General features: G+C 65.5%; 12 protein-coding genes. 4 read left to right on the top strand and 8 right to left on the bottom strand.

The genetic code is table 11. The features are described 5' to 3' along the window. Window positions 1-43: 43 nt before the first annotated feature. A complete protein-coding gene (dgcN, locus tag B6V75_RS09635) occupies window positions 44-1,045 on the bottom strand; it encodes an N-acetyltransferase DgcN (RefSeq protein ID WP_088719763.1) in 1,002 nt (333 codons plus the stop codon). Between the two features lie 283 nt (window positions 1,046-1,328). Here dgcN and B6V75_RS09630 point away from each other — a divergent pair, with 283 nt between their 5' ends. Next, window positions 1,329-2,285, top strand: coding sequence for an L-malyl-CoA/beta-methylmalyl-CoA lyase (locus B6V75_RS09630; RefSeq protein ID WP_088719549.1), 957 nt, complete (start codon window positions 1,329-1,331; stop codon window positions 2,283-2,285). A 191-nt stretch (window positions 2,286-2,476) separates the two neighbouring features. On the opposite strand, the gene B6V75_RS09625 is transcribed toward B6V75_RS09630, so the two are convergent. Next, complete coding sequence (locus tag B6V75_RS09625; protein ID WP_168174464.1) at window positions 2,477-2,944, bottom strand: GyrI-like domain-containing protein; 468 nt, start codon at window positions 2,942-2,944, stop codon at window positions 2,477-2,479. A 183-nt stretch (window positions 2,945-3,127) separates the two neighbouring features. Here B6V75_RS09625 and B6V75_RS09620 point away from each other — a divergent pair, with 183 nt between their 5' ends. Then, window positions 3,128-4,087 (top strand): acetyl-CoA carboxylase carboxyltransferase subunit alpha, encoded by a 960-nt coding sequence (locus tag B6V75_RS09620; protein ID WP_088719547.1) that lies wholly within the window; start codon window positions 3,128-3,130, stop codon window positions 4,085-4,087. Window positions 4,088-4,126: 39 nt separating this feature from the next. Here B6V75_RS09620 and B6V75_RS09615 read toward each other — a convergent pair whose 3' ends face one another. Then, complete coding sequence (locus B6V75_RS09615; protein WP_088719546.1) at window positions 4,127-5,347, bottom strand: MFS transporter; 1,221 nt, start codon at window positions 5,345-5,347, stop codon at window positions 4,127-4,129. An 83-nt stretch (window positions 5,348-5,430) separates the two neighbouring features. Here B6V75_RS09615 and B6V75_RS09610 point away from each other — a divergent pair, with 83 nt between their 5' ends. Beyond that, entirely contained in the window at window positions 5,431-5,763 is a 333-nt protein-coding gene (locus B6V75_RS09610) for a helix-turn-helix transcriptional regulator (protein WP_075773971.1), read from the top strand. Window positions 5,764-5,861: 98 nt separating this feature from the next. Here the strand turns inward: B6V75_RS09610 and B6V75_RS09605 are convergent, their stop codons facing one another. Genes B6V75_RS09605 through B6V75_RS09595 form a run of 3 tightly spaced genes read right to left on the bottom strand, consistent with a single transcriptional unit; the run spans window position 5,862 to window position 8,202 of the window. Beyond that, window positions 5,862-6,638 carry a lysophospholipid acyltransferase family protein gene (locus tag B6V75_RS09605; protein WP_240496944.1) on the bottom strand — a complete coding sequence of 259 codons (777 nt, stop codon included), beginning with the start codon at window positions 6,636-6,638 and terminating at the stop codon, window positions 5,862-5,864. Further along, the gene (locus B6V75_RS09600; RefSeq protein ID WP_088719761.1) at window positions 6,638-7,522 is read right to left on the bottom strand and encodes an FtsX-like permease family protein; all 885 of its coding nucleotides are present in this window, start codon (window positions 7,520-7,522) and stop codon (window positions 6,638-6,640) included. The genes B6V75_RS09605 and B6V75_RS09600 overlap by 1 nt, the downstream gene beginning before the upstream one ends. An 8-nt stretch (window positions 7,523-7,530) precedes the next feature. Next, entirely contained in the window at window positions 7,531-8,202 is a 672-nt protein-coding gene (locus tag B6V75_RS09595; protein ID WP_075773969.1) for an ATP-binding cassette domain-containing protein, read from the bottom strand. A gap of 138 nt (window positions 8,203-8,340) precedes the next feature. Here B6V75_RS09595 and B6V75_RS09590 point away from each other — a divergent pair, with 138 nt between their 5' ends. Then, a complete protein-coding gene (locus B6V75_RS09590; RefSeq protein WP_088719545.1) occupies window positions 8,341-9,453 on the top strand; it encodes a zinc-ribbon domain-containing protein in 1,113 nt (370 codons plus the stop codon). A gap of 53 nt (window positions 9,454-9,506) precedes the next feature. On the opposite strand, the gene B6V75_RS09585 is transcribed toward B6V75_RS09590, so the two are convergent. Both B6V75_RS09585 and lysA read right to left on the bottom strand, forming a co-directional pair. Continuing rightward, window positions 9,507-12,278 carry a DUF4175 domain-containing protein gene (locus B6V75_RS09585; RefSeq protein ID WP_240496943.1) on the bottom strand — a complete coding sequence of 924 codons (2,772 nt, stop codon included), beginning with the start codon at window positions 12,276-12,278 and terminating at the stop codon, window positions 9,507-9,509. A 39-nt stretch (window positions 12,279-12,317) separates the two neighbouring features. After that, the gene (gene lysA / locus B6V75_RS09580) at window positions 12,318-13,583 is read right to left on the bottom strand and encodes a diaminopimelate decarboxylase (RefSeq protein WP_088719544.1); all 1,266 of its coding nucleotides are present in this window, start codon (window positions 13,581-13,583) and stop codon (window positions 12,318-12,320) included. Between the last annotated feature and the right edge of the window lie 8 nt (window positions 13,584-13,591).

Raw genomic sequence — 13,591 nt, 5'->3', positions numbered from 1 at the left:
TATCCCCGCCGGAGGCATCCGACGGGTGTCACAGGCGAGACAATCAGATCGCGGCGAGCGCGTCCACCAGCTTGCCCGCGCCGAAGCGGAACGGGTCGGTCGCGGGCAGGCCCATTTCCTCCTCGACTTTGGCCAGATAGGCCTTGGCCTCGTCTTCCCCCATCTTCTGGGTATTGACCGAGATGCCGACCACCTGACAGGCGGGATTGGCGACCTTCGCCAGCGCGAGCGCCATGTCGCTGAGCTCTTGCAGCGAGGGCAGCTTGTAGCCCGGCAGCCCGCGCATATGGGTGCGCGTCGGCTCGTGGGCGAGGATCAGCGCATCGGGCTGACCGCCATGGATCAGCGCCATCGTCACGCCCGAATAGGAGACGTGGAACAGGCTCCCCTGCCCTTCGATCAAGTCCCAATGGTCGGGATCGTTGTCAGGTGTCAGGTATTCGACCGAGCCAGCCATGAAATCCGCGATCACCGCATCGAGGGGCACCCCGTCGCCGGTGATCAGGATTCCGGTCTGCCCGGTCGCGCGGAAGCTGGCCTTCATGCCGCGGTCGCGCATCTCGCGCTCCATGCAAAGCGCGGTATACATCTTGCCCGCCGAGCAATCGGTGCCCACGGCGAGGCAGCGTTTGCCGGTGCGCTTCTCGCCGTTCGCGATCGGATATTTCACCGCCGGAATGCGCACGTCATGCAACTGACGCCCGCAGGCATCGGCCACGGCGACCAGATCGGGTTCGTCGCGCAGCAGGTTGTGCAGCCCCGACGCGAGGTCGAGCCCTTCCTCCAGCGCCTCGACGAGCACTTTCTTCCAGGCCTGCGAAATCACGCCGCCGCGGTTGGCAACGCCGATCACCAGCGTCTTGCAACCCTTCGCGACCGCCTCTTTGATATCCAGATCGGGGATGCCCATGTCGGCTTGGCATCCCTCCATCCGGTACTGGCCGATGGCGTATTCAGGCCGCCAGTCCTTGATCCCCTGCGCCACCTTCGCGGCCAATGGATCGTGGGCATCGCCCAGAAACAGCAGATAAGGGGTGTCGATCAGCGACATGCGGGTCTCCCTGTGTTTTGTCTTTGTTTGTCGATGATATTAGGACGCGACGCAAAAATTTCTTGGGGATTTCCATGCAATATTCACGCAAAAACGGAAGATCCTTCGGTAAAAGCGCCATCGCGACGCAATTTCGTGCATCACGCGGATTTCGAGGTGCGTCTGATGCTGCAGTGCGGCCTCGATTCTGCGCCTGCAAAATCGCCTTGCATGCGTCCGCGCAACAATATACCCAATCTGCAATAAAAAACGTAACTTCATTGCGAAAGGCCGCTTCATGAGCTTCCGCGTTCAACCTACGCCCCCTGCCCGCCCGAACCGCTGCCAGCTCTTCGGCCCCGGCTCGAACACCAAGCTCTTCCCGAAAATGGCCGGTTCCGCCGCCGATGTGATCAATCTCGATCTCGAGGATTCGGTCGCCCCAGATGACAAGGCGCAGGCGCGGCGCAACATCATTCAGGCCAGCCACGAGATCGACTGGGGCAACAAGTACCTTTCGGTGCGCATCAACGGTCTCGACACCCCCTACTGGTATCGCGACGTGGTCGAATTGCTCGAAGAAGGTTCCGAGCGCATAGACCAGATCATGATCCCGAAAGTCGGCTGTGCGGCGGATGTCTATGCGGTCGATGCGCTGGTCACGGCGATCGAAACCGCGAAGGGCCGCAGCAAGAAAATCTCGCTCGAAGTCATCATCGAAAGCGCCGCCGGTCTCGCGCATGTCGAGGAAATCGCTGCATCTTCTTCGCGTCTGCAGGCGATGAGCCTCGGCGCGGCCGACTTCGCCGCCTCGATGGGCATGCAGACCACCGGCATCGGCGGGACGCAGGAAAACTACTACATGCTGCGCAACGGCGAGAAGCATTGGTCCGACCCGTGGCACTGGGCACAGGCCGCGATTGTCGCCGCCTGCCGCACGCACGGGATTCTGCCCGTCGATGGCCCGTTTGGCGATTTTTCCGACGATGACGGGTTCCGCGCGCAGGCGCTCCGCTCGGCGACTCTGGGCATGGTCGGCAAATGGGCGATCCACCCCAAACAAATTTCCCTTGCAAATGAGGTCTTTACGCCGTCAGATGAGGCGGTCACCGAGGCGCGCGAAATCCTCGCAGCGATGGAAGAAGCCAAGGCACGCGGGGAAGGCGCGACGGTTTACAAAGGCCGTCTCGTTGACATAGCGTCGATCAAACAAGCTGAAGTGATTGTAAGACAAGCTGAAATGATTAAAGATTAAGCCGCGCGCGAACGAATCGCGATATAGTTATCGAATCCCGGAGCGGTTGGGAGGGGAGGCCCGGCCGCATGAGGGAAAAGGAGCGCCCTGGCCCCGTGCCGGGGCGTTTCCGTTTTCTGGAATCGGGCACTCTCGCCGCGTAACCTTTCTTAACAGCCCCGTGCGACCGCCCCGTGACAGACCGCCACCGCTCAGTCCTTGAGCGGCAAACGAATCTCCGTCAGCAGATTTCCGGGCTTCGGCTCGAAGGGATCGTTCAGATAGACCTCGTAACGATCGAGACCGCGCGGCGCTTCGCCCGACGCGGGATACCACTCCTGCGCCAGCCAGCGATACGCCTCGGGCAACTGTTCATAGGGCCCTGCGATCGTCAGGGTCGCATATCTCCCTGCGGGATAGCGGATTTCCTCGAGAGGCGGGAAGATCACGAACCCCTCGCCCACTATGAAACAGGCATGCGAACGCAGATCCTCCGCCGGGACCGTGCGCGGATTGTCATGCCCGATCATCGCCGGATGCTCGACCTCCGCCCGAGACGGTTCGGGAATCAGCGAAACGAGCCTCTGGAACACTGGCGCCACCGCAGGATAGGGCCCGGTATGCGCCAAACCCGCCAACCGCACCGGCGGCAGCCTCCGTATCTCGACCTCGTAGGCCATCGCACCCTCCATTGAAAGCTAACCGAGCCTCGCCCCGAGCAGTTTAGCGCTCCGCGCGGCCCCGCCTATCTAGCAGGCTCCCGCCACCCGCACATCTGCGATAGGCTGCCCATGCGCCACCCAGTTGCAATTCCCGAGCGTTGAAGACATTAAGGGCCCGAGTTTCCGGATGCGGAGTGATCCATGACCTATCTCGAATTCGAAAAGCCGCTGGCAGAAATCGAAGGCAAAGCCGAAGAGCTGCGCGCGCTGGCCCGGCAAAGCGAAGAGATGGATGTCGACAAGGAAGCGTCGGCCCTCGACAAGAAGGCCGAGACGATGCTGCGCGATCTCTACAAGGATCTGTCGCCCTGGCGGAAATGCCAGGTCGCGCGCCATCCCGACCGGCCGCATTGCAAGGACTATATCGACCAGCTCTTCACCGAATACACGCCGCTCGCAGGCGATCGCAACTTCGCCGACGACCATGCGGTGATGGGCGGCCTTGCGCGTCTCGGCGACAAGCCGGTGATGGTGATCGGCCACGAGAAGGGCAACGACACCGCGAGCCGCATCGAGCGCAACTTCGGCATGGCCCGCCCCGAGGGCTACCGCAAGGCGATCCGCCTGATGGACATGGCCGCCCGCTTCGGACTGCCCGTCGTCGCCCTGATTGACACGCCCGGCGCCTATCCCGGCAAGGGCGCGGAAGAGCGCGGCCAGTCCGAAGCCATCGCCCGCTCGACCGAGAAATGCCTGCAGATCGGGGTTCCGCTGATCTCGGTCATCATCGGCGAGGGCGGCTCGGGCGGCGCCGTGGCCTTCGCCACCGGCGACCGTGTCGCGATGCTGGAACATTCCGTCTATTCGGTGATCTCGCCGGAGGGCTGCGCCTCGATCCTCTGGAAGGATGCCGAGAAGATGCGCGAAGCCGCCGAGGCGCTGCGCCTGACCGCGCAAGATCTCAAGAAGCTCGGCGTGATCGACCGCATCATCTCGGAGCCGATGGGCGGCGCACAGCGCGACCCCAAGGCGACCATCGCTTCGGTCGGCTCTGAAATCTCGCTGATGCTGGCCGAGCTGGAGGGCAAGAAGCCCGCCGATCTCATCAAGGCCCGGCGCAAGAAGTTCCTCGACATGGGCGCGAAGGGGCTTTCGGCCTAAACCGAAACTCCTCCCGAAACGCGAAGACCAGCGCCGGCCTCACGCCGGCTCCGCCTGCCTGCGCATCAGCCCCGCCCCGAGCGCGAGCGCGATTATGACCGCGCCATAAATCTCGGTCGTCAGCCGCAGTCCCAGTTCCGGCACCGCCAGCCCTGCGAGCACCGCAGGCACCCCGAAGGCCGAATATGCCAGTGTGAACAGTGCCGCGAACAGGCCGCCACGCTCATCCGGCGCAGCCAGCGGCGCAAGCGAACGTAACACCCCCGCGAAGCAGGTGCCGAAGCCGATCCCCGCGAGAATGACGCTCGCGATATAGAGCGGAAAACTCTCCGTCATCAGCGCCGCCAGCGAAAGCAGCGTGCCCAGCACCAACCCGTCCGTGCCCAGAAGCGCAATCCGGCGTGGCGCCAGATTGCGCGTCGCATAGCACGAGGCCGCTCCGGTCGCCGCCAAAAGCGCCACGATCGCGCCCTGCGCCAGCGCTGTGTGAACCTCGAAGACCCGGGCCACGATGGGCGCGCCCAGCGACAGGAACAGCGAGCCGGTCCCCCACCCCGCCACGACGGCAGGCGCGCCCCGCCGGAACGCTGCGCGAATATGCGGCGGGACCGAGACCTGCGGGCGCAGCGAGGCGAGCGTCCCCGCATGGCGCGGCGCGGTCTCCGGCGGCAGCCAGACCAGCAGCGCCAGCACGGCATAGACCAGAGCAAGTCCAAGGAAGGTCACCAAACGCGGCGCGGGCACATAGGCCAGCAATGCCCCACCCGCGAGCGCGCCGAGTGCCAGCCCCGCCAAGGGCGCAACTGCATTCCAGACCGCCGCCAGTCCGGGCCGCGCCGGCGGCTCGTGATCGGTCGAACTCGCGCTCAGCGTCGAGATCAGCAGACCGCTCGCCAATCCTTGCAACACCCGCGCCATTAGCAGCGTCGTGGCCGTATCGGCTCGGAGGAATTCGAGCATCCCGACCGCCAACAGAACGAACCCCACTGAAAGGACGGGCCGCCGCCCGAGGTGGTCGGAGAGCCGCCCGAAGACCAGCAAGGTCACCAGAAGAGCCCCGGCATAGATCGCGAAGATTCCCGTCATCATCGCCGAGGAAAAGCCGATCTGCGCCTGCAGCACCGGGTAGAAGGGCGACGGCGCACTGGCCCCGGCCAGCATCAGCACGAGCCCTGCAAGGGCCAGAACGAAGCCCGCGCGGCTCCGCGTTGGCGGATTTGGAGAGGTGGGGCGCGGGCCGGGACGGGTCTCATCGGTCATCGCTGTCTCCTGATGCGATAGGTTCGAAAATTGTTGAACCTCCACATACTCGACACAGCCGATGGTTCAAGTATTGTCGAACCATGAGCACGCCCCCCGAACTTCCTCACCCGCCCGCAGACTCGCTGTCGCTGTCGCAAGTGCTCTTCGCGCTCAGTGATCCGGCGCGGCGCGAAATCGCCCGCAACCTGCGCGAGGGCCCGCTTGAAGCCGCCGCCTGCAGCTCTGCGGGCGCGGGCGTTCCGAAATCTACGAAATCCCATATTCTCAAGGTCTTGCGGGAATCCGGCGTAATACGGAACGAGCCGAATCCGAACGGCCGCGGCCGCCTTCTCACCCTGCGCCGGGACGATCTCGAAGCGCGCTTCCCCGGCCTGATCGACCCGATCCTCGACGCTGATCTACGCGAGGGATGATCACGCCAACGTGTTCCGCGCCGCGCTTCGCGGCGCCGCCGCACCTCTTCCTCTTGGCTAAAATATCCCCGCCGGAGGCTCCCTCCCCCGCCATCCACTCAGGGCTTCGGCAGCTCGAACCCGGCCTCCGCCATGAGCGCATCGGAGCGCGGCTCCACCACCGCTTCGACCGCCGCCAACGTCTGTGGTGCCGAGCCAGCCGCGTCGATCACCGGCAGGAACTCGGTCACCGCCACGCCCGAGCGAATCGGCCAGCCTCGCTTGTTCCAGAACAGCCCGGCATTGGTCGCGGCGGGCACGACCGGCAGTTTCGTGGCCTCCGCCACCACCCCCACGCCCTGCTTGTAACGGCGTTTCTCGCCCGGCGGCACGCGCGTGCCCTCGGGATAGATGATCAGTTGGCCCAGCCCATGCGTCGCACGCGCCTCTTCGACCGCCCCAAGCATCACCTTCATCGCCTCCGACCCCTTGGAGCGATCGATCGGAATGCACCCCGCCTTGTGCGCGAACCAGCCCATCACCGGCACGTTCAACAGCGCCTTCTTCATCACGAAAGCCCGGCGCGGCAGGTGATTGGCGAGGATAAGAATGTCGAAAAAGCTCTGATGCTTGGCCGCGATGATGCAGTCGCCCTGCGGCGGCGTGCCGCGCAACTCGTAGCGCAAACCCAGATAGACGCGCGCCATCGTCAACAGATGCTGCGTCCAGATCCCGGCCACGCGATGCACCCCGTCCCGCCCCTTTGGCAGCACCTGAAACACAAGGCCCCACGCCCCGATCAGCACCGTCGCGAGCGCAATGTGGACGTAGTAAATTCCGGTCATCACATGGGTCAGCGGCGTGACCTTTCCGGGTCGGTGCGAAGGATCGGACATCAGCGAAGTCTCCTGAGCATACGCAGCGCGGCGAAACGCGTGGCGGCAAAGGCCACGATCGCGGCGATCGGCGGAATGATCAATGGCCAGAGCCATGCGGCCCCGGAAAAGCCCAGGCCGGTGAGGAAACCGCCCGCGGCCTCGGTCGAGGGGAGCAGCGCCACCGCGAGCATCCCCAGCACCGTGCCCGCCACCGCACCGATCAGCCCGCGCGTGGTGAACCGGCGCACGAAGGCCCGCGCGATGAAGGCGTCGCGCGCGCCCACAAGCCGGAGCGTCGCGATCACCTGACCATTCGCGGCCAGCGCGGCCTGCGCGGCCAGCGTGATCATCCCCGCCATCGCGCCGAAGATCAGCAGCAGCGAGAGCAGCCCCAGCGTCCGAATCCGCTGCGCGGCGGCCACCAGCGGGCGCCGCCAGCGGGTATGGTCGTCGAAGATCGCGCCGGGCGCTTCAGCCTGCAGCCGCAGCCGCAGCCCCTCGGCATCGACGCCCGCGCCGGTCTCGGTCACCGCGATCAGCTTCGGCAACGGCAACGCATCCACCGGCAGATCGGGACCGAACCACGGCTTCAGCAGCCCCTTCATCTCGTCATCGCCCAACACCCGCGACGAGGCGACACCCGGCGTCGTCTTCAGCACCTCCTGCACGGCGGCGACCTGCGCATCCATCTGCTCGGGCGGGGCGGAGATGCGGATCGTGGCGGACCGCGCGAGGCTATCCGCCCAGCGATCGGCAAGCCGCCCGGTCGCCAGCGACAGAGCGAGCGCAAAAACCGCCAGAAACGCCATCGCGGCGGCCGTGAACAGGGTCAGCCGCACGGTAAACCCGGTCGGCGGCACGACACGATCCGGCCCCGTGGTCTCGGATGCGAATGTCAGCATGGTCAGCTTCACAGATCGGCCCCCGCCGTATGCAGATGGCGCTTCGCGATCCGCAGCACCCGCGCCGAGACCTGCGGCTTCGCCTGCCGGATCAGGTTCAGATCGTGGGTCGCGATCACCACCGTCTTGCCCATCTTGTTCAGCTCGACCAGCAAAGACAGCAGCCGCAGCGACATCTCCCAATCGAGGTTCCCCGTCGGCTCGTCCGCAAGGATCACGTCGGGCGACATGATGACGGCCCGCGCCAATGCGACCCGTTGGCGCTCCCCGCCCGACAGCTGCGGCGGCAGCGCATTCGCCTGCCGCTTCAGCCCGACCCACGCCAGCAATTCGCGCAGCTGGGTCATGTCGGGGGTGCGGCGATTGACCGTCATCGGCAGCGCCACGTTTTCCTCCACCGAGAGGTGATCGAGGAACTGGCAGTCCTGGTGCACGACACCGATACGCTGGCGCAGCCCCGCGATTTCGTCGCGGCTCATCGTGCGCACATCCTTGCCGAACAGAGACAAATGACCCGCCGTCGGCAGCAGCTCCGCGTAGCACAATTTGAGAAATGTGGTCTTCCCCGCGCCCGACGGCCCGGTGAGAAAATGAAATGACCCTGGGGCAAGCGTCAGGGACATATCGCTCAATAGCTCCGCCCCGCTATAGCTCATCGCCACATTTTGCAGCTCGATCACTGCCAGCCCCTCTATTTGGTGCGCGTTTCGCGAATTAAGCGGCCCAAATCATTTGGACATTCCGCCCGCGCTTGCTACAACATAAGACAGTGGTTGGCCAGAACGGCAAAACGCCAACACGGGCAGGGATGGGACAATATGCGGTTGGTTTGCCCCAATTGCGGTGCGCAATACGAAGTGGATGACGCCGTCATCCCAGACGGCGGACGGGATGTGCAATGCTCCAATTGCGGGCATGGCTGGTTCCAGCCGAGCAAGGATATGCTCTCTGCCGACAGCGACCCGACAGGCCCTGCGGCCCCGCCGGCAGGCTGGGATCCGGATCCCGACACCGAAACGGCCTCAGAACCTGAAACCTCCCGAGCCGAGACAGAGGCGCCCGTTGCCTCAAAGGCGACCGAGGAGCCGTCCGCGCCCGCGCCGATGCCGGAGCCCGAACAGCAACCCAGCCACGACACGGCGACCCATCTGCCCGAGCCCGAGCCGGTGGTGACGCAGCAAAGCGACGATGATACCGATGCAGCCGTCGCGGCGATGGTCGCGGCGCCGGAGGCCGAGGAAGATGACGAGGACGAGCCGGGCCTAGGCCCCGCCCCGCGCGTCGGGGCCAAACCGCGCAAACCACTCGATGACGGGCTCCTGTCGATCCTGCGCGAAGAGGCCGAGCGCGAAGCCGCGCAGCGCCGCGCCGAAGGCTCGAGCGAATTGCAGACGCAAGAGGAGCTGAACCTCGAAGAACGCGAAACCAGCGAAGATGCTGAACGCGCCGCAGAGGCCGCCGCCGCCGATCTGGCGCGCCGTCGCAAACGCGCACAGGATTTTTCCGACCTCCGCGATCCCGACGCCGAGCGCGAAGAAGATCGCGTGGCCGACCTGCTCGGCGAGGACGATGAGGACCTGCAGACGATCCGCGGGCGCGAACGCCTGCCCGATATCGACGAGATCAATTCGACCCTCACCGCGACCTCCGATCGCGAAGGCGACAGCGTCGCCGAATTCTCGCCGGAGATGGCGCGCCGCCGTCGCTCTGGCTTCAGCCGGGGCTTCATCTTCGTGATGGCCGTGACTGCGGTCTTGGCGCTGCTCTATGCTTTCGCGCCGGACATCGCAGCGAAGGTCCCGGCGCTGAAATCGCCGCTGACGCAATATGTCGTCGCGGTGGACGAGGGGCGCATCTGGCTCGACGACCAGCTCCAAATCCTCACCCATCGCCTCTCGCCCGAGACGGCCTCGGACAGCTTCACCGAATAAGTTTTCCTAATATTTCGACGCCCCGCATAAGTTGAACTTATGCGCGCCCGGCATCAGCCCGAATTCGAGAACTGATCGAGCAGCCGCTTGAGGTAATCCAGTTCTTCCTCGGGGCGCAGACGATCGGCCGAGCGGCGCCGGATTTCATCGAGCAGGTCCTGCGCCCGGCGATAGACATCCTCGCCGTTGAGCATCTGACGATCCGTGCCGAGCTGGTTGCCCTCGCCCTGCGCCCGACCCAGCGGATCGCGTGGCATCTCGCGCCCACCGAGTTGTCCAGGTTGGCCCGCCTGCTGATTGCCCTGCTGGCCGGGCTGCTGACCGTCGCGGCGCGCCTGTTCGTTGCGCATCGCCTCGCCCAACGCGCGCATCCCTTCGCGCAGCGCCTCGATCGCGTCGGCCTGACGGTCGATCGCCGCCGAATTGTCGCCCTGGCGCAGGGCCTGCTCGGCCTGATCCATCGCGCGCCCGGCGTCGTCGAAACGCTTCTCGGCCTGCTGGCCCGCCTCGTTGCCAAAGCCCGGCAGCAGCCCGCGCTGGCGGTCGAGTTCGCGGCGGAGCGCACGTTGGCGATCCGCGAGGCTCTGGCCGTCCACACCGCCCTGCCCGCCGTTCATGCCGGGCTGGTCGCCCTGCCCCTGACCGTCGCGCTGCGCTTGTCCGTCCTGGCCTTGGCCGGGCTGGTTGCCGGGCTGCTGGCCCTGACCTTGTCGGCCTTGCTCACCCTGCTGGCCTTGTTGCCCCTGCTGACCTTGCTGCTGACCCTGTTGCCCTTGCTGACCTTGCTGGCCCTGCTGACCGTTCTCGGCCTGCTGCTGGCGCTCCTCGGGCGTCATGAACTGGTCCTGCAGGTTGCGGAACGCGTCGTCCGAAAGCTCCTGCTGCTTGCGCAAGGTGTCCTGCATGTCGCGCATCGCCTGACCGCCGGGCATGTCGCCCTGACCGTTCTGGCCCTGCTGGACCTTGAGGTTCTCCATCATCCGCGAGAGCTGATCGAGCAATTCCTGCGCCTCGGCCATCCGGCCTTCCTCCATCAGCTTCTGGATCTGGTCCATCATCTGCTGGATCTGGTCGCCGGTTATCTGCTGGCCCTGCTGCGGCTGCTGCCCAAATTGCGGACCCTGATCCTGCTGTTGCGAGCGTTCGGCGAGCATGCGGATGTAATTGTCGGTGGCCTGTTTCAGCTCCTGCATGAGCTTGGCGATTTCGTCCTTGGAGGCCCCGTTGCGGATCGCTTCGGAAAGCTTCTCCTGCGCCTTCTGCATCGCGGCCAACGCATCGGCCAAGCCGCCATCTTCGACAAGCTCCGCCATCTTCCACAGCGCCTCGGCGATCTCGTCGCGGGCCTCGGGGGACAGGTCGGGATCGTCGAGCCGCCCGATCACGAGGCGGATCATCAGATACACCTCCTCGCGCTTGATGAAGCCCTCGTGCCGGTTCGAGATCGCGCGGAGAAGCTGATCGGCATAGCCGCGGTTGTCGCGCGACCACAGCAGATCGCGGCGCACCTCAATCAGCGCGGCGGCGAGCGGGTCGAAGAAGCGCTTGCCGGGCAGGATGATTTCCTTCGTGCCGGAGGTGCCGGTCTGGCCGCGCCCGTCCTCGACATCGAGCGTAAGCTTCACCGGCAGGTTCGCCCAAGGATGCTTCGCGGCATCCTCGACAAGGCTCTCGGTGAAATCGGCGCGCGAGCCGGAAATCGGCAGCGGCAGATCATAGATCAGATCGTCTCGCGGCTCGGGCGGGATCTCCAGGCCGTAACGGCGATCGACCTTCGCCAGATCGAGCGAGATCACCGCATGGCCCTTGGTCACGGCGTAGTCGTCCTGCGCGGTGAAGGGCAGGCTCAGCTTACCATCGGCGCGGCGGTCGGGGGTACCGGCCAGCGCGACCGAGGGCGCCTCGTCGGGGCGCACCACCACGTTGAAGCGGCGCGCGGCGGGGCCCCTGAACTCCAAAAGCCCGTCGCGGACCGCTTCGAATTCGTGGGTCTCGATGCCGCTGGCGGTCTGCGCCGCGCCCTGTTCGGGCAGCGCGGCCGGATTCGAAACGCTCTCGGAAAAGCCGATCGCGCCGGACGAGCCGTACAGCCGGATCGAGAAACGGGTGCCCTCGGGCACGATCAGTTCGTCGCCCTCGACCTTGTTCAGATAGAGCCCCGGCTTGCCGGTATAGCGCGGCGGCGCGGCCCAGCCTTCCCAGCTCGGTCCCATCGCGGCCTCGGCAGAGCCTGCAGGCGTCGGCAGGCCCTCGGTCGGATGCAACAGACGCTGCGGCACCCCGAAGATCACCGCGACGACCAAGGCCGTGAGCGCAGTCAAACGCAGCGCATAAGGATCACGGCGGGCGAGATCGGGTTTCGGTCGCGGCGCGCGGGCGGCCTGCGCGGCTTTCGCCATGCGCCGCAGATGCGCCATCCAGAGCGCGCGGGCTGCGGGATCGTTCTGCCCCAGCGCCATTTCGTCGGTCAGCGCGGAAAGTGGGTGGCCCGGCAACGTCGCATCGAGACGCGCGATCGCATCGGTCCGGCGCGGCCAACGCATCCGCCACGCGCCCCAGCCCAAAGCCACGAGCGACGCGATCAGCGCGACCAGCCAGAACCAGCGCCCGCCCGGCCCCAGATAGGCGGGCAGCGCGAAGGCGATGGCGGTGGCGATCAGCGCGAGAACGGAGAGAAGCGGCCAGAAGGCGGCCAGCCCTCGCTCGAGGATCATCCCGGCATGGGTCAGCAAAATAGGCCGGGCGAGCGGGGCCAGAGCGGCCTGCCCGTCCTCCTTCGTCGCGGTATCGCGCGAAGCTTTGCTGAACCAGTTCCTGACCGGCATTCTCTCCCTATCCGTCGGCCCTGATTCCCTTCCTACGGATCAGAGCCACTCCGGGATCGTATCGCGGGAGAGCATTTCCTCAAAGCTCGGTCTTGCCCGAATGAGAGCGAATTCGCCCCCCCGCACCAGAACCTCGGGGATCAGCGGGCGGGAATTGTATTCCGACGACATGACCGCGCCGTAGGCCCCCGCCGAGCGGAAGGCGACCAGATCGCCCGGGCCCAGCGGCGTCAGGTTGCGCGCCTTGGCGAAGGTGTCGCCGGTCTCGCATACCGGGCCGACGATGTCGTAAGGCGCGGAGTCGGTGCCCGGCTCTGGTTCGAGCACCGGGACAATATCGTGATAGGCGCCATACATCGAGGGCCGCACGAGGTCGTTCATCGCTGCGTCGAGAATGAGGAAATCGCGTCCCTCGCCCTCTTTCAGCCAGATCACCGAGGAGACCAGCAGCCCGGCATTGCCCGAGATCAGGCGGCCCGGTTCGATTTCGATCTCGCAGCCCAGATCGCCCACGGTGCGCTGGATCACCTGCCCGTATTCGATGGGCAGCGGCGGCGCGGAGTTAGAGCGCTCATAGGGAATGCCCAAGCCGCCACCGAGGTCCAGCCGACGGATATCATGGCCATCCGCGCGCAACGTCTCGGTCAGTTCGCGGACCTTCAGAAAAGCCGCCTCGAACGGCTCCAGATCGGTCAGCTGCGAGCCGATATGCACATCGATGCCGACGACATCGATGCCCGGCAGCTTCGCAGCCTCGGCATAGACCGCGCGCGCCTTGGCGATCGGGATGCCGAACTTGTTCTCGGATTTCCCGGTCGCGATCTTCTCATGGGTCTTCGCGTCGACATCCGGGTTCACCCGCAGCGCGATCGGCGCGGTCACGCCCATCGACGCGGCAATCTCGGAAATCGCCAGTAGCTCCGGCTCGGATTCGACATTGAACTGGCGGATGCCGTTTTCGAGAACGTAGGCGATCTCCTCGCGGGTCTTGCCCACGCCCGAGAACACCACCCGCTCGCCCGGCACGCCAGCCGCCCGCGCACGGCGATATTCACCGCCCGAAACCACGTCCATCCCCGCGCCGAGATCGCCCAGCACCTTCAGTACGGCGAGGTTCGAGTTCGACTTGATCGCGAAGCAGATCAGGTGTTCGGTCCAGCCAAGCGCCTCTTCGAACAGCTTGAAATGCCTCTCCAGCGTGGCGGTCGAATAGACGTAGAACGGCGTGCCCACGGCCGCCGCAATCTCGGGGATCGGCACATCCTCTGCATGAAGGACGCCGTCGCGATAAAGGAAATGATCCATGAGAGGTC

The organism is Thioclava sp. F1Mire-8, assembly GCF_002213165.1.
GTDB classification, from domain to species: domain Bacteria; phylum Pseudomonadota; class Alphaproteobacteria; order Rhodobacterales; family Rhodobacteraceae; genus Thioclava; species Thioclava nitratireducens.
Note: the sequence above shows the minus strand (reverse complement) of the source record. Positions and strands in the feature narration are given on the sequence as shown.